Origin of the sequence: Pseudomonas sp. MIACH, from assembly GCF_001269925.1 — a bacterium.
GTDB lineage: Bacteria > Pseudomonadota > Gammaproteobacteria > Pseudomonadales > Pseudomonadaceae > Aquipseudomonas.
The window spans coordinates 1-21729 of the sequence record NZ_LHVO01000027.1; the positions used below are offsets into that span (position 1 = coordinate 1).

Below are 21729 nucleotides of genomic sequence, written 5' to 3' on the forward strand. Positions count from 1 at the left end.
AGTACATAACCGGTCACCACATTATTACTAGTGTGTTTGTCCTCCGGTTCTTCATGTCGATTACTGGCTGCTCATTGGAAGGGCGAGCTGGATCGGAGATGCTGACGAAATTTTGCTCAGTTTGTGAGGCTGCCTTCGGGAATCGGCGACGGGAGGTGGTTTGACGGGCAATTATAGTGAATTATACTCGCTACTATAATTTATAGTCCTTCCCATAATTGAGTATAAATCCATGTCCAAGCACAGCGGCTTTGTATTCCGCCGCCCCACCCTGGCAAGCAGTATTGCCGATGGCCTGGTAGGGGCCGGTCTTCAGGATTTCACCTCTGGCCTGTTTTTGGCGGCGCCCCGTCGCACCGGCAAAAGCACCTTTCTGCGCGAAGACCTGATTCCGGAATGTCAGCTCCGGGGCTGGCTGGCGGTGTATGTGGATCTCTGGGCCGACAAAGACAAAGATCCTGCAGAGTTGATTGCCAGTGCGATTGCTGCTGCTCTGGTGCCCTATGAAAAGGGCATTCGGAAAATGGCCAAAAACATTGGCATCGAGAAACTGAGCTTTCTGCGTACGCTCTCCTGGGACTTTACCAAGCCACAATTGCCTGTCGGTGCGACGCTGACCCAAGCCCTGGAATTGCTCCACAGTGCTGCAGAAAAACCCGTTGTGCTGGTGATTGACGAAGCGCAGCACGCGTTAACCACCGAGACAGGTATCAATGCGATGTTCGCGTTGAAGGCTGCCCGGGATCAGCTCAACCAAGGCCGTGACGAGGAGGGCAGCGGCTTGCGCCTGGTGTTTACCGGCTCCAACCGCGACAAGCTGGCCCATTTGGTACTGGGCAAAAGCCAACCGTTCTTCGGTTCCAGCATCACGCCGTTCCCGTTGCTGGGCAGGGAGTTCACCCAGGCCTACACCGCGCATCTCAATGCGCACCTGGCCGAGACCAACCAGTTCAACGCGGCTGATATTGATGAGGCGTTTGAGTTGGTCGGCCGTCGCCCCGAGATGCTGCGCACCATTATTGGTGAAGTCGCACTGGAGTTAGGCGAGGCAAGCAACCTGGGCCAACTGCTGCACAGTCGTGCCGAACTGCTGCGCGCAGGCGTGTGGACCGAGTTCGAAAGCGCCTGGAACGCCCTGACCATCCCACAGCGCGCCGTGCTGGAGGTGATGGTGGAGCGTTCTCAAAACAACCAGCCCTTCGCGCCATTCACCGACAGCACTCTCACGGCTGTCAGCAAGGCATTGGAAGAGATGGGCAGCGACGTGGTGCCGGGCACCCAGACCATCCAGGCCTGTATCGATGCCTTGCGCGACAAGGAGTTGGTGTGGAAGTCGAGTCGGGGCGGTTATGCCCTGGAGGACAAAACGTTCGGCGACTGGCTGCGGCACAAGCGCCATACACCCCACTGAACACACCACAGACCCAGTGTGGGAGGGGGCTTGCTCCCGATAGCGATATGTCAGCCAATGCATGAGCAAGCTGATCCACCACCATCGGGAGCAAGCCCCCTCCCACAGTGGATTTCGGCGTGGCTTATTTCTTCAGCAGGGCGGAGCATGCGGTCTTGAAGGCCTCATGCTGATACTTGTTCAGCGTCGCCGGCAGATCGAAGTTGTGCTTCTTGTTCTGCGCATTGATGGTCTGCGGCGACAGCAGTGTCACCTCGACCCCCCCAGCAACTGAAACACCCCTTCGATCTTGAACGTGGTCGGGCCACCGGCGAATTCACCTTTCTTGCTGCGCTTCTTGATGGCGACGCGCTGGATGGCGTTTTCCTGTACGAACGCCTTCACCTGCGCGGCGAAGGCTTTGACGTTGGCGGCTTCATCGTCGTCTTCAAGGGCGATTTTCTTGGTCGCCAGGGCGACGTGGGTCAGCGCCTGGTTGTCCAGGGAGGCGAGGGCGATGATGGCTTCGCTGCCTTTGATTTCGATGCCGCAGATAGTCATGAAGGGCCTTGGTTCAAAGAGAAAGTGGCGGGGATTGTCGCTTATTCCTGGCCAATCGACTCCAAAAACTCCGACCGCTCATCACTCATCCGCGCCAAACAGTCATTCTGATCAATTGCATAGGCCTTGGTCCCGTTCACGGCCGGGAAGGTGTCCACCGCGCAATCGGCGTCACGCAGTTTTTCCCACTTCTGCTGGGCATCCTTCAGACGAGCGGTAATGTCGGCCAGCTTGGTCTTGTCGCTGCCATAGGTCGAACCCATGCGTTCCAGCAGGCCCTGGTAGTTGTCTTTCAACAATTGTTCGGCGGTGGTTTTGTTGTAAGTGGCGCATTCCAGGGTTTGTTTGTCGTTTTCGATGCCATCGCATGGCGTGCTGTCAGTGTCTTCTGCCGCGTGGACGCCGGTTGCGATGAGTGCCAAAGCCAGGAAAATCGATTTCATTGCGCCGTCTCATATCAGGTGATGCAGGAATTCTGGCTCAAGCGTAAGACAAAGAACAGTCACCAGTCAGAGCAGTCTTGTAGGCCTTTGTCGCGGATTGACGCTTTCGGCAATTCCCCTGTCGTTTTTGCACCCGGTTCTGTCGGCCCCTGGGCATATGCTGGCCCCAAAGCGCCGGCAGACGATTCGGCGCATGAATCGCCAATAAGGGGACGCCTGATGAGCCCAGCCGAATTGCACGCCGACAGCATCGTTATCGACGGGCTGATCATTGCCAAGTGGAACCGCGACCTGTTCGAGGACATGCGCAAAGGTGGCCTCACTGCCGCCAACTGCACCGTGTCGGTATGGGAAGGGTTCCAGGCCACGATCAATAACATCGTTGCCAGCCAGACCCTGATCCGCGAGAACAGCGACCTGGTGATCCCGGTGAAAACCACCGCCGATATCCGTAAGGCCAAGGAGCAGGGCAAGACCGGCATCATCTTCGGCTTCCAGAACGCCCATGCGTTTGAAGACCAGCTCGGCTATGTGGAGATCTTCAAGCAGCTCGGCGTGGGTGTGGTGCAGATGTGCTACAACACCCAGAACCTGGTCGGCACCGGTTGCTACGAGCGCGACGGCGGCCTGTCGGGCTTTGGTCGCGAGATCGTCGCCGAGATGAACCGCGTCGGCATCATGTGCGACCTGTCCCACGTCGGCTCCAAGACCAGCGAAGAAGTCATCCTCGAATCGAAGAAGCCGGTGTGCTACTCCCACTGCCTGCCGTCCGGTCTTAAAGAGCACCCGCGCAACAAGTCCGATGAAGAACTGAAGTTCATCGCCGACCATGGCGGCTTTGTCGGCGTGACCATGTTCGCGCCGTTCCTGGCCAAGGGCATCGATTCGACCATCGACGACTACGCCGAAGCCATCGAATACACCATGAACATCGTCGGTGAAGACGCCATTGGTATCGGCACTGACTTTACCCAGGGCCATGGCCAGGATTTCTTCGAAATGCTGACCCATGACAAGGGCTACGCCCGCCGCCTGACCAGTTTCGGCAAGATCATCAACCCGCTGGGCATCCGCACCGTGGGCGAGTTCCCCAACCTCACCGAGACCCTGCTCAAGCGCGGCCACCCCGAGCGCGTGGTCCGCAAGATCATGGGCGAGAACTGGGTCAACGTCTTGAAGGACGTTTGGGGCGAATAAGCCAAATATCCACGGGCAACACCACAACGAATTTTTCTGGAGTTAAGTTTCCATGGCCAAGATCGCCCCGCAATTGCCTATCGAAGTCGACAGCGAAACCGGTGTCTGGACTTCCGACGCCCTGCCGATGCTGTACGTACCGCGCCATTTCTTCGTCAACAACCACATGGGCATCGAAGAAGTGCTGGGCGCCGAGGCCTACGCCGAAATTCTCTACAAGGCCGGCTACAAGTCCGCCTGGCACTGGTGTGAAAAAGAAGCCGAATGCCACGGCCTGGAAGGCGTCGCAGTGTTCGAACACTACATGAAGCGCCTGTCGCAACGCGGCTGGGGTTTGTTCAAGATCCAGGACATCGACCTCGACAAAGGCACCGCCAGCGTCAAGCTCGAACACTCGGCATTTGTCTACGTGTACGGCAAGGTCGGACGCAAAGTCGACTACATGTTCACCGGTTGGTTTGCCGGCGCCATGGACCAGATTCTGCAAGCGCGTGGCAGCAACATCCGTACCGTGGCCGAACAAGTCTACGGAGGCTCCGAAGAGGGCCACGATGACGGCTTGTTCACCGTCAAGCCGTTGTAAGCCGAGGACCGTGCCATGGCTTTCGAAGCAATGTTCCAGCCGATCCAGATCGGCAAACTGACCATCCGCAACCGCGTGCTCAGTACCGCCCACGCCGAGGTGTATGCCACCGACGGCGGCATGACCACCGACCGCTATGTGAAGTACTACGAAGAGAAAGCCAAGGGCGGCATTGGCCTGGCGATCTGTGGCGGTTCCTCGGTGGTCGCCATCGACAGCCCCCAGGAATGGTGGAGTTCGGTGAACCTGTCCACCGACCGCATCATCCCGCACTTCCAGAACCTGGCCGACGCCATGCACAAGCATGGCGCCAAGATCATGATCCAGATTACCCACATGGGCCGTCGCTCGCGTTGGGATGGCTTTAACTGGCCGACCCTGATGTCGCCGTCCGGCGTGCGTGAGCCGGTGCACCGCGCCACTTGCAAGACCATCGAGCCGGAAGAAATCTGGCGTGTGATCGGCAACTACGCCAGCGCCGCCAAGCGCGCCAAGGCCGGTGGCCTGGACGGTGTTGAACTGTCCGCCGTGCACCAGCACATGATCGACCAGTTCTGGAGCCCACGGGTCAACAAGCGTACCGACGAATGGGGCGGCACCTTTGAGGGCCGCATGAAGTTCGGCCTGGAAGTGTTGAAAGCCGTGCGCGCCGAAGTCGGTGATGACTTCTGCGTGGGCATGCGCCTGTGCGGTGACGAGTTCCACCCGGACGGCCTGTCCCACGAGGACATGAAGCAGATCGCCAAGTATTACGATGACACCGGCATGCTCGATTTCATCGGCGTCGTCGGTTCGGGTTGCGACACCCATAACACCCTGGCCAACGTTATCCCCAACATGAGTTATCCACCGGAGCCGTTCCTGCACCTGGCGGCCGGTATCAAGGAAGTGGTCAAGGTCCCGGTGCTGCACGCACAGAACATCAAGGACCCGAACCAGGCCACGCGCATCCTCGAAGGCGGCTATGTGGACATGGTCGGCATGACCCGTGCGCACATCGCTGACCCGCACCTGATCGCCAAGATCAAGATGGGCCAGATCGACCAGATCAAACAGTGCGTTGGCGCCAACTACTGCATCGACCGCCAGTACCAGGGCCTGGATGTGCTGTGCATCCAGAACGCCGCGACCTCCCGTGAATACATGGGCGTGCCGCACATCATCGAAAAATCCACCGGGCCGAAACGCAAGGTGGTGGTGGTCGGTGCCGGCCCTGCTGGGATGGAAGCCGCGCGCGTTGCCGCCGAACGTGGCCACGACGTGACCCTGCTCGAGAAGAAAGAATTTATCGGCGGGCAAATCACCACCGCTTCCAAGGCGCCACAACGCGACCAGATCGCTGGCATCACGCGCTGGTTCCAGCTGGAGCTGGCACGCTTGAAAGTCGACCTGCGCCTGGGCGTGGCCGCCGATGCCGAGACCATCCTGGACCTGCGTCCGGACGTGGTGGTGCTGGCCGTCGGCGGGCATCCGTTTATCGAGCAGAACGAACACTGGGGCGCTGCCGAAGGCCTGGTGGTGAGCAGCTGGGACGTGCTCGACGGCAAAGTTGCGCCGGGCAAGAACGTGCTGGTCTACGACACCATTTGCGAATTCACCGGCATGTCGGTGGCGGACTTCCTGGCCGACAAAGGCTGCCAGGTGGAAATCGTCACCGATGACATCAAGCCGGGCGTGGCCATCGGCGGTACGTCGTTCCCGACCTACTACCGCAGCATGTACCCCAAGGAAGTGATCATGACCGGCGACATGATGCTGGAAAAGGTCTACCGCGAGGGCGACAAGCTGGTGGCGGTGCTGGAGAACGAATACACCGGTGCCAAAGAGGAGCGGGTGGTCGATCAGGTGGTCGTCGAGAACGGCGTGCGTCCGGACGAAGCCATCTACTACGGGCTCAAGGAAGGCTCGCGCAACAAGGGCCAGATCGACGTTGAAGCCCTGTTCGCGATCAAGCCGCAGCCGTGCCTGAGCGAGACGGGCGATGGGTACTTGCTGTTCCGCATCGGTGACTGTGTGGCGCAGCGTAATACCCACGCTGCCATCTATGACGCCCTGCGCCTGTGCAAGGATTTCTGACACCACAGGGCCCGAATGTGGGAGGGGGCAAGCCCCCTCCCACATTCGGGCCAGTTTCGCATTAGATTTGTGTGGTCTGTGGGAGCTTCACCATGTTGAACACCTTGCTGCCTATTCTCTTATTCGCCGCCCTGGGCCTTGCCGTCCTTGGCGTCCTGCGCCGGGTGAACATGTGGCGTCGCGGGCGTGCCTCCAAGGTCGACCTGCTGGGCGGTCTGCTGGCCATGCCCAAGCGCTACATGGTCGACCTGCACCACGTGGTCGCCCGCGATAAATACATCGCCAACACCCACGTCGCCACGGCGCTGGGCTTTGTGCTGTCGGCGCTGCTGGCGATCCTGGTGCACGGCTTCGGCCTGCATAACCGTATCCTCGGCTACGCCTTGCTGCTGGCGTCGGTGTTGATGTTTGTCGGCGCCACCTTCGTTTACCTGCGGCGGCGCAACCCGCCGTCGCGCCTGTCCAAGGGCCCGTGGATGCGCCTGCCGAAAAGCCTGATGGCGTTCTCGGTGAGCTTCTTCCTGGTGACGCTGCCGGTAGCCGGGATCCTGCCCGCTGACTTCGGCGGCTGGCTGTTGGCCGCGCTGCTGAGCGTGGGTGTGCTGTGGGGCGTGTCCGAAATGTTCTTCGGCATGACCTGGGGCGGCCCGATGAAACACGCCTTCGCCGGTGCGCTGCACCTGGCCTGGCACCGTCGCGCCGAACGCTTTGGCGGCGGCCGCTCCACCGGTTTGAAACCGCTGGACCTGAGCGACAAAACCGCGCCCCTGGGTGTGGAAAAACCCAAGGATTTCACCTGGAACCAACTGCTCGGTTTCGACGCCTGCGTGCAGTGCGGCAAATGCGAAGCCGCGTGCCCGGCGTTTGCTGCTGGCCAGCCGCTGAACCCGAAAAAGCTGATCCAGGACATGGTGGTCGGCCTGGCCGGCGGCACCGATGCCAAGTTCGCCGGCAGCCCTTATCCAGGCAAGCCGATTGGCGAGCACAGCGGCAACCCGCACCAGCCGATCGTCAACGGCCTGGTGGACGCCGAGACCCTGTGGTCGTGCACCACCTGCCGCGCGTGTGTGGAAGAGTGCCCGATGATGATCGAGCACGTCGACGCCATCGTCGACATGCGCCGCTACCTCACCCTGGAAAAAGGCGCCACGCCGAACAAGGGCGCCGAAGTCCTGGAAAACCTGATCGCCACCGACAACCCCGGCGGTTTTGCACCGGGCGGTCGCTTGAACTGGGCGGCGGACTTGAACCTGCCGCTGCTCAGCGACAAAGGCAGCGCCGACGTACTCTTCTGGGTCGGTGACGGCGCCTTCGACATGCGCAACCAACGCACCTTGCGTGCGTTCGTCAAAGTGCTTAAAGCCGCCAAGGTCGACTTTGCCGTGCTCGGCCTGGAAGAACGCGACAGCGGCGACGTGGCGCGACGCCTGGGCGATGAAGCGACCTTCCAACTGCTGGCCTCGCGCAATATCCAGACGCTGGCCAAGTACAGCTTCAAACGCATCGTCACCTGCGATCCGCACAGTTTCCATGTGCTGAAAAACGAGTACGGTGCCTTCAACGGCAACTACCACGTGCAGCACCACAGCACCTTCATGGCCGAGCTGATCGGCGAGGGCGCGCTGAACCTGGGCCAGCACAAAGGCAACAGCGTGACCTACCACGACCCTTGTTACCTGGGCCGCTATAACGGCGAATACGAGGCGCCGCGCGAAGTGCTGCGGGCGCTGGGTATCGAGGTCAAGGAAATGCAACGCTCGGGCTTCCGTTCGCGCTGCTGCGGCGGTGGCGGCGGCGCGCCCATCACTGATATTCCGGGCAAGCAACGTATCCCCGATATGCGCATGGAAGACATCCGCGAGACCGGTGCCGAGCTGGTGGCGGTGGGTTGCCCGCAGTGCACGGCGATGCTCGAAGGGGTGGTTGAACCGCGCCCGTTGATCAAGGACATCGCCGAGCTGGTGGCCGACGCCTTGCTGGAAGACGTCGCACCGGCCAAAGCTCCCAACAAGCGTGAACCTGCGGAGGTGCACTGATGAGCGACATTATCCGCCGCGACCCACGGGCCGAATGGATTGCCCGCAACCGCCTGCACCCGCTGCATGCGGCGATGCAACCGGTGCAACACAGTTGGATGGGGCCGAACGGTGTTATCCGCAAGAACGTGCATGGCGTCGGTTTTATCGGCCCCAACGGCATCAAGCGCATCGACCGCAGCGGTGCTCAGCAGGGCGGTGCGGCCAAGCGTACGGCGGCGGTGGAGGTGCAGTTGCCACTGCATCAGGTGCCTATGCCGGCGTTCTACATCAACGTGGTGCCAGACATGGTCGGCGGCCGCTTGAGCAGCCACGACCGCGACCTGCTCGGCCTGGCGCGGCAACTCGCCGGCAGCGACGGCGCGGTGCTGGCGGTGGTGTTTGGCGAACACAAGGAAAGCGCGTTTGCCACAGCTGGCGTCGATCGCCTGCTGGTGCTGGACGGCCATGAGTTCGACGGTTATTCGCCGGAACAACGGGTGCAAGGTTTGCGCGCTGTGGATAACCAATTCAACCCGCGCCACTGGTTGCTGCCCGACAGCCGCAGCGGTGGCGGCGAGCTGGGTCGGCGTTTTGCTGCCAGCCTCAAGGAGCGCCCGGCCACTCGCGTGTGGCAGATCAAGGGCGAGGCGTGCATCGGCCGTGCCGGTGCCGGCCAGGAAGACCTGGCGCGGCCACTGGCGCGCCTGATTCTCGCGGCGGCCGAATGCGCCGATCCGGTCAGCGACACACGCCATGAAGTGCTGCCCGTGGAGTTATCCACAACCCTGGCGCGCAGCCTGCCGCGTATCGAAGACCTCGGCGCGGTGGCGGTGGACCCGGCGGCGATCCCCATGGCCGAGGCCGAGTTTATTTTCTCCGGCGGCAATGGCGTGAAGGACTGGGCGCTGTTCCACCAGACCGCCGCCGCATTGGGGGCCACCGAAGGCGCCTCGCGGGTGGCGGTGGACGACGGCTTCATGGCGCGTGATCGCCAGGTCGGCGCCAGCGGTACCTGGGTGACGGCGCGGGTGTATGTGGCTGTGGGGATTTCCGGGGCGATCCAGCACCTGCAAGGCATTGGCGCCTGCGACAAGGTGGTGGCGATCAACCTCGACCCGGGCTGCGACATGATCAAGCGTGCCGACCTGTCGGTGATCGGCGAAAGCGCCGCGATTCTGCAAGCCTTGATCGATGCGGTCGAGGCCTACCGCAACGGCGCCAAGCGCGATGCGGCTTGAGGACATGACCATGACCACGAATGTAATCAGCCTGGTGTCCATCGGCGCCCACCCCACCTCCGGGCGGCCACGCCGCGCCGAACAGGACGCACGCGCCGTCGAACTCGGCCTGCAAATGGCTGGGGATAAGTTACAGGTGCTGCACGCCGGCAACATCGCCGAACCGACCCTGCGCAGTTACCTGGGCATGGGGCTGTCGCACCTGCATGTGCTGGAACAACCGGCGGGTAGCGACGCCTTGCCGGTACTCAGTGACTACCTGCGCGAGGCGGGTGCCCAAGTGGTGCTCACCGGCAGCCAGGCGGAAACCGGCGAAGGCTCGGGGATGTTGCCGTTCCTGCTGGCCGAGCAGTTGGGCTGGCCGCTGATCGTGGGGTTGGCACAGGTGGAGTCCATCGACGGCGGGGTGGCCCATGTGCTGCAAGCCTTGCCCCGTGGTCAGCGCCGACGCTTGAAGGTGCGCCTGCCGTTTCTGGCCACAGTGGACAACGCCGCGCCCAAGCCGCGGCAAAGTGCCTACGGCCCGGCTCAGCGCGGTGAACTGGCGGCCCATGAGGTCGAGATCGAAGAAGACGAGTTGTTCACCGCTGCGCTGCTGCAACCGGCCAAGCCCCGGCCCAAGCGCCTCAAGGTGATCAAGGCCAAGAGCGGCGCCGACCGTATGAAAGCGGCCACGGCCAAAGCCAGTGGTGGCGGTGGGCAAGTGCTCAAAGGTGTGAGCGCCGAGGAAGGCGCCCAAGCCATTCTCAAGTTGCTGATCGAAGAAGGCGTGGTGCGCTAACCCCATAAACACTGCAAAACCAATGTGGGAGGGGGCTTCATTGGGGCGCAGGTTTGGGCACCAGGTCCGGCAGCGGTGGCGGCAAGGGTTGCCAAGTGGCATCCGGTTGCTGCATCGGCGGGGGCAGCGCCGGTGTGGGGTCGCCCCCAATGGGCTTGAGGATCATTTTTTCGGTGGTGTCGCGCAGGATCATGCCCTGGGTCGAACTGCGCGCCTCGGTGCCGCTGTGGAAGGTGCTGATCTGGGAAATCGGCAGGTCCAGGTTGCGTTCGATCCTCGGGGTCAGCAGCAGGATGATCTCGGTTTTCTGCTGGGTATTCTGGTTGGTGCCGAACAGCTTCTTGCCGATCCACGGGATCTGGCTCAACCATGGCAACCCCGAGCCCTCGTCGACGTCCGACGTGCGGATCAGCCCCGAGACGATCTGGGTTTCATTGTTGCGCGCAGTCAGCAGGGTCTTGGTGGACCGTGAGCCGAGCTCGAACGTCGCCGGTACGTTTTCCGAGCCGGGAATGCGCTTGGTGATATGGCTCATTTCCACGTTCAACTCCAGGTTCACCTCATCGCTCAGGCTGATGTTCGGCTTGACGGTGATCTGCAGCCCCACGTCCTGGTAGGACACCGACGAGGTGGTGATCTGGTTGGCAGTGGTGGTGGTGACCACCGGGATCTTGTCGCCGATGTTCACCTGGGCTTCTTCGCGATTGCGCACCCGTACCCTGGGGTTGGCCAGGGTGACGGTGTTGCCGCTGCGTTGCAGCATATTGATGCGTGCCGAGGTGCTGCCCGCATCGAGCAGGATGTTGTCGCCATTGATCCCCCGTAACGCGCTGAGCGGAGTGCCCGCCAGCCCGGCAGGTACGTTGGCGAAGTTGCCCACGGAGAGGCCGATGCTCTCCGGGTACTGGATGCCCAGGTTCAGTTCGTCGGTCAGGCTGACCTCCAGCACCTGGATATCGATGGTCACTTCCGACTGTGCGATATCAATGGCTTCCACCAGTTTTTCCACCGCGCTCAAGGTGTCCAGGCCATCGCGCACAATCACCGCGTTCAGGCGTTCATCCACCAATACCTCCTTGGGTTTGAGCACCTGTTTGATCTCGGCGGCGATGACCTTGGGGTCGCCATGGCTGAGGTAGAAGGTGCGTACGGCCAGCTCGCGGTATTCCCGTTCTTTGTCCGGGCGTCGGGGGTAAACCAGGATGGTGTTGGCGTTGAGGACTTTCTTGTCCAGCCCCTGGGTGGTCAGCAGCAGGTTCAGCGCGTCTTCGGCGGTGGTTCGGCTGGCGGTCATGCTCGCGGAGGCGCTGGGATTGACGTCTTTGTCGATGACGAAATTGACCCCCGACAGGCGAGCAATGGTCTCGAAAATCGTGGTCAGGCTTTGCGCGCTGAACTCCAGGCTCAAGGGTTTGCGCATCGCCTCGGAGAGATCGGCGCTGAGGTAATCGGCGCTCACCAGTTCGCGGGTCAGGGCATTGCGAAAGTCCAGGGCCTCTCGGTAGTTGGGCTTTTGCGCGATGATCCGGCGCACCAGGTTGAGCGCCTCCACCGGGTTGGCGCGCTTCATTTCGTAGGCCTGGGCCAGTTGCGGGCGCAGCTGTTTCATTGCCTGGATGCTTTGGATTTCCTGGCGTGCGCCGAGGTTGCTGGGGTCGTATTTGAGGATGGTTTCCAGGGCGCGGATGGCGCCGGCGTCGTCGCCACGCATCAGTGCAGTGCTGGCTTCGCGGCTGTATTGGGCGACCAGCAGTTCCAGCTTGCTGAAATTGGCGGTGCGTAATTGCACATCGTCAGGGGCTTGTTTGGCTTCGGCTTGCAGCACTTCGACCGAACGGATGATGTCGCCCTTCTGGCGCAACTCGTCGCTCTCCTTGATGGCCCGCTGGGTCTGGCAGGCGCTGAGCAGGGCCATGGCCAGGCTCAAGGGAATCCACGTACGTTTGGCCATGATCGTGTCCTGCCCCGGTCAGTGAGTGTCCAGCCGTAAGGTGCTGGTATGCCTGAGCGGCATGTAGGTCAGCACCACGGCGGTGTCGGTGAGCTTGTCCAGCCGGTAATGGGCGTCGAGCATCTTGCCGGGCACGATGCGCCCGGGCACCGAGCAGCGGTGGCACAGGGTGTACTGGCTGCCATTGCCGCTCAGCACGACGATTTTTGCCTGGTTCTCGTAGCGCCATTGCGCACTCACGGTGAAGGGCAGTGGCGGCGGCCTGGGCGGCGCCGGGTCGAGCGTGGTGGGCGGCGGCGTTGGCGGTGCCCAGGTCTGGGCGGGGAACAGGTCGATAGGCACCAGCGTCGCGGCAGTGACGGTGGCAGACACTGGCGGCGCCTCGTCCGGCCGGGTCACCACAGGCGCTGGCGGTTGTGTGGGGCTGTCGGGTGTGTCCTGCCAGAACAGCCAGCCGCAGCTGACCAGGGTCAGCAGTAACAGGATGCGCAGATACAGCGGCAGTTTCATTCCACCACCCCCAGCAGGCTCAGTTTGAGGTCGATATTCAGCATGCCGCTGGCGATGTCCTTGCGCTCCAGCGTCAGGCTTTCGATACGCACGGCCGGCTCGCGCGCCACCTCGGCCAGGGCTTCGCGCAGCAGGCTATAGGGCCCGGTGAGCGGAATCTGCGCGTCCAGGCGTTGCAGGCCGGTGTCGCCCGGCGCGGAGTAGGCCAACTGGGTCTGGGCGATGATGAAACCGTGGCGTGTGAGCAGGCCCAGCAGTTTTTCCAGGCGCGGTGCGAAGTCGGCGGCGGTGGGCAGTTTGTCCACCACCGCAGGCGTGGTGACTTGAACCTGCTGGGGCTGTTCGGCGATCCCGGCTTCAAGTTCCTGACGTCGCTGGGTGTCGGCGAGATTCGCCGGTCGAATCACCGCCACTTCGATCAACAGCGCCGCCGCGATCACGCCCAGGGCCAGCAACCCCCAGAAACCCAGGCGTTGCTGGCACTGCAGCCATTGCCAGCGCAGGCGTGGCAGGTAGCGAGTGAAGGCATCCATGGGCGGCTACCCTGCGCCCACGCTGAGTTTGATCTGCACCGGGTGCTGCGGGTCGGTGCTCTTGAGCGCACTTTGTTGCAGGTTTACCCGCACGCCGGGCTGGGCCTGGAGTCGTTCCACAAAACGGAAGGCCTCGCCGAGCGCCTTGGCTTCCAGATCCAGGTGCACTTGCTGGGTCTGGGTATTGACCTCGACACGAGTCAGCGCGACTTCCCCGGACCAGGCCCGGGCCACGGTATCCATCAACGCGAACGGGGTGACCGACTGTTGGGCGAAGGCGGCCAGTTGCTGTTTTTGCCGGGGCGACAGGCGAATCGCAGCCTGGATCAATTGCTCCTGACGGCGGGTCAGTTGGATGAATTGCTGCTCCAGTTCGTCGGTCTGCACTTGTCGTTGCTCCATGCGTTGCCAGTGCTGCCAGGTACTGAACAGCAAGGCTGCGGCGACCAGCCATAACCCGCTCACCAAGGGGCGGTGCGTCGCGTTGGGACGCTGGAAATCCACGCCCGGCGCCTGGGGCGCGCGTAGCCGTTGCCAGTGGCCGATCAGCCTGGATGTCATGCCGGCGCCTCCTCCAGCCACGGGTGCACAGGCCCCAGGCGCTGTTCGGCGGGACCGTTGGTGACCACCCGTGTCTGGGGCGCGTGCCGCTCCGCCAGGAGGTCGGCGGTGAACAGGTTGTCACTCAAGGCGCTGCCGGGTTGGGTGGGGATCACACACACTTGGTCGACCATGCCGTGCTGTCGATACAGGCAACTGAGGCTGTCGCTTTCGGCGACCGCCAGCACACAGTCGTCAGGCAACTGCCGCCAGTACTGCTGGGCCACCGCCGTCAGCAGGGGCGTGCAGGTGAGCAGGGGCAAGCGTTGCAGCTTGAACAGCTCGCGCAGGTCTTGCAGCAGATCCCGTGGCGTCGCGACCGCCAGGCGTTGCTGGCCGAAGGCGCTGTTGGCGAGTTGCACCTGCCAACGCTCAGGGTCGAGGCCCGCCTGTTGGCCGAACGTGGCCTCGGCAAAGTCCTGCCAGTCAGCCTGGCTGTACAGGCCGGTTTGCCAGGGCAGCATCAGGTAGTGCACATGGGGAAACCCCAGCAGCACCGTGGCCCGGTCGAGGAAGCGCACCTGGCTGCGGGGCGTCTGTTCCAGCAGTTCGGCGCACACTGCCAGGGGCTCGCCTTGCTGCTGCGCACGCCAGATGCTTGCCCCGCGCCACCGCGCGCGCGCGGCCCACTCGGCGCCGGTGCTGTGCAGCCGCACCACGTGTTCAATAAAGGGAAATGACACGGTGGATCTCCTTGAGGGTGGTGTGGCCCTGGGCGGCGTGGGCCAGGGCGATATCGCGGATGAACACATGACCGGCCTCGCGTGCCAGTTCGCGCAAGGTGGACGCCGAGTTACGGTTGAGCAGGCCTTCCTTGATCGGGTCAGTCATGTTCAGCACTTCCGCAAGCGCCAGGCGGCCGCGATACCCCGTATGGCGACAGGCCTCGCAGCCCTTGCCCACGCGGTATTGAGCCTGGTCGAGCAGGGCGTCGGGCACGTGGGCAAGGCGGACGATTTCCGCATCGGGCTCGGCGGCTTCGCCACAGTCCGGGCAGATGCGCCGCACCAGGCGCTGGGCGACCACACCATTGAGCGCTTCGACAAAACTGGCCGGGTCGACGTTCATGTAGGTGAAGCGCTCCAGCACGTTGAACGCGCTGTTGGCGTGCACCGACGACATCACCAGGTGCCCGGTCAGCGCGGCCTGCACGGCGATGCCAGCGGTTTCACCATCGCGTATTTCCCCCACCAGGATGGTGTCCGGGTCATGGCGCAGGATTGAGCGCAGGCCGCGGGCGAACGTCAGGCCCTTCTTGTCGTTGACCGGAATTTGCAGGACCCCGGGCAGCTCGTACTCCACCGGGTCTTCGATGGTGATGATCTTTTTCTCGCCGGTATTGGTCTCCGACAAAGCGGCATACAGCGTGGTGGATTTGCCGCTGCCGGTGGGACCGGTCACCAGCAACATGCCGTAGGGTTCGCTGGCCAGCACGCGGATGCGCTCGATGGTGTCGGCGGCCAGCCCGAGGTTGGCCAGGCTCAGGGATTCGCCGCGCTGGGATTTGTCGAGAACCCGCAGCACGGCATCTTCGCCGTGGATGCTGGGCATGATCGACGTGCGAAAATCCACCTCGCGGCCCTGGATCTTCATCTTGAACCGACCATCCTGGGGCACGCGCCGCTCGCCGATATCCAGCTCCGACAGGACTTTGATGCGCGACAGCGCCTGCTCCGCCATGTCCATGCCGCTGGCTTGGCCCATCTGCTGCAACACGCCGTCGATACGGTACTTGATCACCAGGCCCTGGGGCGTGGTTTCCACATGGATATCGCTGGCGCGACTTTGCAGCGCATCGAACAGCATGGAGTTGACCAGGCGCACCACCGGGTTGTCGTCCCTGGCGATACTGCTCAAGGAAATCTCCTGGGCGGTCGGGCTGACCTGGGCATTGTCGCCGGCCTCGCCGAAAGGTTGCATTACCCGCTGGCTGGCTTCGGCCTGGCTCAGTTGGGCCTTGACCGCCCCCGGCAGGCTCATCCCCAGTGGCAGTTGGCGCAAGATGGCAGAGGACTGCAGCCAGTGGCGGCTGGCCAGGGTGAACGGGTCGCCCAGCACCAGGCACGGTTGGCCCTGGTATTCCACCGGCAACACGTTGTGGATCAGCGCCTGGGGCAGGGCCAGCAGATCGAAGCGCCAGTGGTCACTCAGGTCTTGCGGTGCAATGGCGAGCAGGCCCAGGGGCTGGGCGATCGTAGCCAACTGTTCGGGCGCCTTGTGCAGCACCTCCAGCAGGTAATTGGACAAGCTCAGCCCGCGTTGCTCTGCAAGGGCCTGCCATTGCCGTGTCTGTTCGCTCATTGCGCTACCCCTGTATGGAGCCTGCCAACTCGAAAATCGGCATGTACAGCATGAACACGATCAGGCCGATCAGCCCGCCCACCACCAGCATCAACAACGGCTCAAATACCTTGCTGAACAACTCGATAGCACGCTCCAGCGCTTCATCGTGAAATTGCGCGATGCGCTCGCACATCGTCGCCAATTCACCACTTTGCTCGCCCACCCGGAGCAGGCGTTCGGCGACGGCGGTGGTCAGTCGATGGCGGGCCAGGGCGGTGGACAACGGCTGGCCGGCCTGGATATCAGTCAGGACCTGGCGCAGGTCGGCTTGGCGTTCCATGGGCAGCAGCGCACCGGATAATTCCACGGCGGTGACCACCGGCATTCCGCCCATCAGCAACATGCCGGCCGTGCGATAAAACCGCGCGAGGATAAACAGCGTGCGCTGGGCGCCGAGGGCGGGGATTTTCCAGAACAGCTGGGCCGCCTGGCGTTTGAACGCTGCGCTGCGAAACAGCAACGCCAACCCGATAAGCGCCACCACCAGGCCGAACAGCAATGCCATGCCGTGTGCCTCGACCAGTGCGCCCCACCACACCATAAAGCGCGCGGTGGCGGGCAGATCGGTGACCGCGTCGAACACCGAAGCAAAGCGGGGGATCACGAAGAACAGCAAGAACAACAGGATCAACGCACCCACGCTGAGCACCACCAAGGGGTACATCAGGGCGCCGCTGACACGCTTTTTCACGGTTGCCAAATGCGCCTCGAAATGATGGTAACGGCGCAAGGCCACGGCCAGTTGGCCGCTGTGTTCCGAGGACGCCACCGTGGCGATCAACAAGGGGGGGAACGTCTGTGGCTTGAGTTGCATCGCCTTGGACAGCGAGTTGCCCTCGTACATCGAGGCGAGCAGATCACTCATGACCTGCCGGTTGATGCCTGCGGGTGCCTTGTCGCGCAGGGTTTCCACGGCTTCGACCAGTACCAGGCCGGCGTCCAGCAGCACCACCAGTTCCTGGATAAACAGGCCCAGGGCAAATGTGGCACGACGGCTGGGTAAGGTCAGCGAGCGCCGCACCTTCAGGGAGATGACCTGGGCACCGTCGGCCTGCAACTGTTGACGGGCCTGGCTGAGGTCCGAGGCCTGCATGCGCAGGGTCTGCAAGTGGCCGTTGCGTATAATCCGCGCGTTGATGTCGATCATGGGGTCTGCCTGGCCAGTTGTTGGCGCTGTTGCAGCAACTCACCGTAATAGCGCCAGACCGCCAGGGCGTAGCGTGAGCGCCGCGCCTCCCGCTCCGGTTTGGCCCCGGCGTTATAGGCGCCCACGGCCTGCCAGCCATAACCCTGCTGGCGAATAAACCCGGCGAGGACCCACGCGCCCACCATGACGCTGGTGCAGGGTTGCGTGAGCAGGTGCTGTTCGGTGATGCCGAACTGGGCCAGCGCGGGCAAGTGGCGGCTATTGATTTGCATCAGGCCGATATCCTCGCTGCCATCGCTGTTGAGATTGCGCGCAGTAGGATTGAGGCCGGATTCGACCTTGGCGATGGCGTAAAGCAGGAGCGGGTCGACGTGGTAGCGGCTGGCTGCCAGTTGCCAGCAGTTGGCCTGTGCCGTCCCCGTGAGGCACAGCAGCGTCAGGACCAGCCGCAGCGTGTGCATGTCAAAGGCCGTACACAATGTCGGCGTAGGTGTTCACACCGCCGGCCTTGCCGTCACGGCCCAGGCAGATGATTTCTGCATCGTTGGGCGGTGTGCCGGGGTTCTTGTAGAGATACGGGTTGCCCCAAGGGTCGGGCGGCAATGTCTTCACATAAGGGCCCTGCCAATGGTTCGCGGTGGCGGGTCGGGTGGTGAGGGCGTTGAGGCCGAGGGTTTCGTCGGGGTAGTTGCCGTTGTCCAGGCGGTACTGGTTCAAGGCATCGGCGAGGGCTTTCATCTGGCCCTGGGCGGTTTGCACCTTGGCCAGTTCCAGGCGGTCGAACATCTTCGGGCCGACGTAGCTGGCGAGCAGGGCGATGATCAGCAAAACCACCAGCAGTTCCAGCAAGGTGAAGGCGCGCTGAGGGCTGTGGATACATGAGTGAATGCGCATGGAGATACCCTGTTGGGAGTGCCAAGGTAGGGCGGTTATGTGCAACTCTCCCGGCCCGCAATCAAGCGGGCACCGCCGGTAGAACTTCGTTGGATCATTTCCAGTTCAGGTACATCTTCAACTGTAGCGTTGCTCGATATAAGGCGCCGTGAGGCGCCCTATAACGTTTGGCTCTTATGCTTATCCAGTAACTGAATATGGTTTTGAATGGGTCATTGGGCTTCCTCCCAGGCTTGATCCCAGGCCGTGCCCGTCCCTGGTGCGTACGCCCATGCGGCGCCTGCGCACCACGCGGTGTAGGGGTGAGGTTTGCACTTATAGTTTTTGCCGTTATTGCTCACGATGTCGCCGGCTTTGTAGGGCGTGCCCTCTTTGTAAGCTGGGTATTCCTCACCGCCTCCGGGTGGCGTGACCGTAAAGGCCACCTCAGCCTGGTCGGTCTTGCCATTTTGCTGATCGCGAACCTTCAGCTGTGCCGTGAATGTCGTCTCTTGCGTGACGGTGTAGGCAGTGCCGCTGACGGTCGCTCCATTCTGTGCACCCACCATCCCTGGAACTGTCCACAGATAGAGCAAGGGCCCGTTGCTGCCTGACGATCCCGCGCCGCTGAACGTAAAGGCTTGCCCCGACTTCAATGTGCTCGGCCCCGTGATGCGTGCCACCGGTTGCGCCGGATTGACCGGGCCTGGGCCTTCGCCGGTAATGATCGACATGGCTTGGCTGTAACCCTTGGCGGTGGTGTAGACCGAGTTGGCGCTGGAGTCGGTGGGGTTGAATACGATCGTGTTGCCCTTTTTCTCCCCCACTCTGGCAATGGTGGGATTGATCCTGTCCGCCAACTGCTTGCCCCAGATGTTGGGGGCCAGGTTGTTCGCGCTGATCGGCAGGGTAATGTCCACCACTTCCTTGGCCGCCGGTGAGTTATCGAGGATGCGGAAGTGCACCGAGTCACCGGCTTTGAGGGTGTTCATGATCGAATCGATGAATTGGCCAAGATTGACCCACTGCTCCGGAACCCCACCGCCGATGATGTTGATGTCACTGCAGTTATAGAACCCTTCGCCCGCTGGATCGATACGCTGCCACTGCACGAACAGCGTGGCTTTGCCCGTTTGCGTCGAAGGAATCGGCACCGGGAACTTGAAGTACCCAGAAGCGCCGGAAATGGTGGGAGGATCGTTGCCCCAGTTGGTTTGTGCGACGCTGAACTGCTCGGAGTGGATGAGTGTCAGGTCATTCCAGGTCAACGGCGACTGGGTCGGGTCAAAACCCGGTTTGGTGAGAAAGACCTTCACAAAGCTGGGAACGTGCGGGGCCGTACCGATGATGCGTACGTCCATCATGCCGTTGGAAGGTGTTACGTCAGTACGGTACCAGTCATCCGAGACATTGTTCAGGCCATCCTTCTTACTGTCGGCCGCCGAACACAGTTGGCCGTCGGGCACTTCTCTTTTGACGATCTCCGGATCGTTGTAACCAGGTGCCTTGATCAAATGGGCGACTTCATTCCATTGCTGGCCTGGATACTGTCCACTTTTTGCAGACAGGGCCGCGCACCCCTTATCGCTGGGGCTTCCCGACCAGAAATCCGGCAGGGTCTTGCAATAGACCTGTCGTGCCATGGGTTTGTCCACGGCACCGTGGGCCATGACCAGCGTCGGTGCCAACAAGACCGCCGCTAACAACCATTTCGTTAAGCGCTGTAAGTTACTCATGCTTGGTCCACCTCAATTCAGATAAACAAGTTCCGAACTGCTGGAACGATCAGTGTGCTCATTCAATTGGCGTCATCGTTTGGCTGATCTCCCAGGGGAGCGACGCGGGTTGCAGGGTTGTTCTGCCCAGGGCCAAACAGAAACACCCACCCTTGATAACTGCCTTGTCCTGTAAAACGTTGGTTGATGACTGAGAAGTTGCCTTGCTTGAACGGTGTGCCCTGGGCGGTGCTGAACACGCCCATGAGGGTTTGGCCTGGGCCCGCCACCACGCCCCAATCGGCGCTGCCGGTCAGCGGGTCGGCATAGGCACGGCGCAGGTAACGCTTGATGGTCGGTTGGCGCCGGTCGAGTACCAGGTCTTCGAGGGACGTGGGGTAGGTGTGGCCGGCGGCGTAGTACAGGCCGATCGCGCGGCGGATTTCATTGCCCCGCGCAAGCAATTCCAGCTCGCGTTCGCGCTGCAGCACGCTGGACCACAGGGTGCCGACTTCCATCAGCATCACGGCCACTACGGCCACGGTCACCAACATGCCCATGAACACCGAGCCCTGCTGGGGTTGTCTACCAGTCGGCATAGGCGCTCCCGTTGGTGTCGGTGCCGGGGGCGCCGCTGCGCACATCGCCCAGGCCTTGTTCGTCCGATGGTTGCAGATGCCAGGTGTCACGCCTGCCGGTCAGCGGGTCCGTAGGGACCTCGCGCAGGTAGCGGCGGTCGACCAAGGCTTGCAGGGAATCGGGGTTGGCGCCGTGGTCCTCGCGGTATTGGTCCAGGGCCTGGCGAATCGAGGACAGGTTGTGGCGCAGCACGGTTTCCTGCGCCTTGGTGTGCTGGCGGAAGTACTGCGGGGTGACCAGGGTCATGAGGGTGGCGATGATCGCCATGACCACCAGCAACTCAATCAGGGTAAAACCCCGATTACCATTGGCTGTATGACGTTCCATTCAAACTCTCCCGGGTGCTTCGGGATGAAACGTCGAATACATCTTCTCCCTCTTGTGGATTATCCGCAGTGCTTTTGTAGCTGCGCAGTTGCCAGGTTTCTGCGGGTGCACGTTCAGGGCACTCGCACACGGGATCGCGGGGAATGCGTCGCAGGAAATAGAGTTTGTTGCCCTGAAGGTTGGTCTTGTCCGTCACCCCCTCGACCAATACGTGCAGGGAGGGTGGATAACCGCTGTCAGTGATGCTCTTTTCAATGCGGCCATCGTCACTGGCGTCTTTGTAGGCATCGATAGCACGGCGGATTTCCCGCAATGAACGTTGCAGGTCCAGTTCTCGATCACGTTTACCCATCAATGCTGTCAGCGGATAAGCCACTGTCGCAAGCGTGGCCAGCAGGGCCAGCGTCAGTAGTAATTCAATCAGCGTAAAACCTTTGGCGCAGTGATGGCTGGGCTTACCCTGCCACATCACCGTTCTACCTCCCTATCAGGCTGCCAAGGACTTCCGCGTTAACCCAGGCCATGGAATTGACTGCAAGGGTGAGTGTAGATGCTGGGTGTTTTTTGTACAGGTTGTGGGTTTACCCACAAACGCTGTGAGCGTAGCTGTGGATAAGGTGTTCGTGGGTCTCCACAACCCCCGTAAATCAACGCCTGCAAGCCGTTGTACGAAAAATAACCAAGCTAAGTCACGGTTTTTAGGTGCTTTTTTGTGTGGATAAGGTTGAAGCGGTGCTCGGACTTGCCCCCAAAGTCTGTTGGCGCTTCTGTGGATAAGATGTTTGCTATCCGCTACAGGCCTTA

Annotated in this window: 21 protein-coding genes and 1 pseudogene; 7 read left to right on the top strand and 15 right to left on the bottom strand. The window is 61.9% G+C overall.

The annotated features are described in order from the left end of the window. Positions 1-232: 232 nt before the first annotated feature. A complete protein-coding gene (locus AD670_RS09395) occupies positions 233-1411 on the top strand; it encodes an AAA family ATPase (protein WP_053130931.1) in 1179 nt (392 codons plus the stop codon). Between the two features lie 124 nt (positions 1412-1535). Here AD670_RS09395 and AD670_RS09400 read toward each other — a convergent pair. Next, positions 1536-1951 (bottom strand): annotated as a pseudogene (locus AD670_RS09400) (DUF3010 family protein). A 41-nt stretch (positions 1952-1992) separates the two neighbouring features. After that, positions 1993-2394 (bottom strand): lysozyme inhibitor LprI family protein, encoded by a 402-nt coding sequence (locus AD670_RS09405; RefSeq protein ID WP_053130933.1) that lies wholly within the window; start codon positions 2392-2394, stop codon positions 1993-1995. A gap of 219 nt (positions 2395-2613) precedes the next feature. Here AD670_RS09405 and AD670_RS09410 point away from each other — a divergent pair, with 219 nt between their 5' ends. From AD670_RS09410 to AD670_RS09435, 6 genes are all read left to right on the top strand, one after another. Beyond that, the gene (locus AD670_RS09410) at positions 2614-3591 is read left to right on the top strand and encodes a dipeptidase (protein WP_010207105.1); all 978 of its coding nucleotides are present in this window, start codon (positions 2614-2616) and stop codon (positions 3589-3591) included. A gap of 52 nt (positions 3592-3643) precedes the next feature. After that, positions 3644-4174, top strand: coding sequence for a DUF5943 domain-containing protein (locus tag AD670_RS09415; RefSeq protein WP_010565965.1), 531 nt, complete (start codon positions 3644-3646; stop codon positions 4172-4174). A gap of 15 nt (positions 4175-4189) precedes the next feature. Continuing rightward, the gene (gene dgcA / locus AD670_RS09420) at positions 4190-6250 is read left to right on the top strand and encodes a dimethylglycine demethylation protein DgcA (RefSeq protein WP_053130936.1); all 2061 of its coding nucleotides are present in this window, start codon (positions 4190-4192) and stop codon (positions 6248-6250) included. A 92-nt stretch (positions 6251-6342) separates the two neighbouring features. Further along, positions 6343-8286, top strand: a complete 1944-nt coding sequence (gene dgcB / locus AD670_RS09425; protein WP_053130941.1) for a dimethylglycine demethylation protein DgcB — start codon at positions 6343-6345, stop codon at positions 8284-8286. Then, positions 8286-9506 carry an electron transfer flavoprotein subunit alpha/FixB family protein gene (locus AD670_RS09430; protein ID WP_053130944.1) on the top strand — a complete coding sequence of 407 codons (1221 nt, stop codon included), beginning with the start codon at positions 8286-8288 and terminating at the stop codon, positions 9504-9506. The genes dgcB and AD670_RS09430 overlap by 1 nt, the downstream gene beginning before the upstream one ends. 10 nt (positions 9507-9516) lie before the next feature. Then, on the top strand, positions 9517-10287 hold the full coding sequence (locus AD670_RS09435) for an electron transfer flavoprotein subunit beta (RefSeq protein ID WP_053130946.1): 771 nt from the start codon (positions 9517-9519) through the stop codon (positions 10285-10287). 37 nt (positions 10288-10324) lie between these two features. Here the strand turns inward: AD670_RS09435 and AD670_RS09440 are convergent, their stop codons facing one another. From AD670_RS09440 to AD670_RS09500, 13 genes are all read right to left on the bottom strand, one after another. Then, complete coding sequence (locus AD670_RS09440; RefSeq protein ID WP_053130948.1) at positions 10325-12238, bottom strand: secretin N-terminal domain-containing protein; 1914 nt, start codon at positions 12236-12238, stop codon at positions 10325-10327. 18 nt (positions 12239-12256) lie between these two features. Then, positions 12257-12748: a hypothetical protein gene (locus AD670_RS09445; protein WP_053130949.1), complete on the bottom strand. Its 492-nt coding sequence runs from the start codon at positions 12746-12748 to the stop codon at positions 12257-12259. Continuing rightward, complete coding sequence (locus AD670_RS09450; protein ID WP_053130951.1) at positions 12745-13281, bottom strand: hypothetical protein; 537 nt, start codon at positions 13279-13281, stop codon at positions 12745-12747. The genes AD670_RS09445 and AD670_RS09450 overlap by 4 nt, the downstream gene beginning before the upstream one ends. Positions 13282-13287: 6 nt before the next feature. Then, complete coding sequence (locus AD670_RS09455) at positions 13288-13842, bottom strand: hypothetical protein (RefSeq protein ID WP_053130953.1); 555 nt, start codon at positions 13840-13842, stop codon at positions 13288-13290. After that, complete coding sequence (locus AD670_RS09460; RefSeq protein WP_256243888.1) at positions 13839-14564, bottom strand: hypothetical protein; 726 nt, start codon at positions 14562-14564, stop codon at positions 13839-13841. The genes AD670_RS09455 and AD670_RS09460 overlap by 4 nt, the downstream gene beginning before the upstream one ends. Continuing rightward, on the bottom strand, positions 14545-16182 hold the full coding sequence (locus tag AD670_RS09465; RefSeq protein ID WP_053130955.1) for a GspE/PulE family protein: 1638 nt from the start codon (positions 16180-16182) through the stop codon (positions 14545-14547). Before AD670_RS09465 ends, AD670_RS09460 begins: the two co-directional genes overlap by 20 nt. Positions 16183-16186: 4 nt before the next feature. Further along, positions 16187-17371, bottom strand: a complete 1185-nt coding sequence (locus AD670_RS09470) for a type II secretion system F family protein (RefSeq protein WP_053130957.1) — start codon at positions 17369-17371, stop codon at positions 16187-16189. Next, positions 17368-17832, bottom strand: coding sequence for a transglycosylase SLT domain-containing protein (locus tag AD670_RS09475; RefSeq protein ID WP_053130959.1), 465 nt, complete (start codon positions 17830-17832; stop codon positions 17368-17370). Before AD670_RS09475 ends, AD670_RS09470 begins: the two co-directional genes overlap by 4 nt. A gap of 1 nt (position 17833) precedes the next feature. After that, on the bottom strand, positions 17834-18265 hold the full coding sequence (gene gspG, locus AD670_RS09480; RefSeq protein ID WP_053130961.1) for a type II secretion system major pseudopilin GspG: 432 nt from the start codon (positions 18263-18265) through the stop codon (positions 17834-17836). Positions 18266-18477: 212 nt separating this feature from the next. Then, positions 18478-19980: a lytic polysaccharide monooxygenase gene (locus tag AD670_RS09485; protein WP_053130963.1), complete on the bottom strand. Its 1503-nt coding sequence runs from the start codon at positions 19978-19980 to the stop codon at positions 18478-18480. A 62-nt stretch (positions 19981-20042) separates the two neighbouring features. Next, positions 20043-20558 carry a type II secretion system protein gene (locus tag AD670_RS09490; protein ID WP_172681457.1) on the bottom strand — a complete coding sequence of 172 codons (516 nt, stop codon included), beginning with the start codon at positions 20556-20558 and terminating at the stop codon, positions 20043-20045. Next, positions 20545-20925, bottom strand: a complete 381-nt coding sequence (locus AD670_RS09495) for a type II secretion system protein (protein WP_053130968.1) — start codon at positions 20923-20925, stop codon at positions 20545-20547. The genes AD670_RS09490 and AD670_RS09495 overlap by 14 nt, the downstream gene beginning before the upstream one ends. After that, positions 20900-21394, bottom strand: a complete 495-nt coding sequence (locus tag AD670_RS09500; RefSeq protein ID WP_027605985.1) for a prepilin-type N-terminal cleavage/methylation domain-containing protein — start codon at positions 21392-21394, stop codon at positions 20900-20902. The genes AD670_RS09495 and AD670_RS09500 overlap by 26 nt, the downstream gene beginning before the upstream one ends. Positions 21395-21729 lie beyond the last annotated feature (335 nt).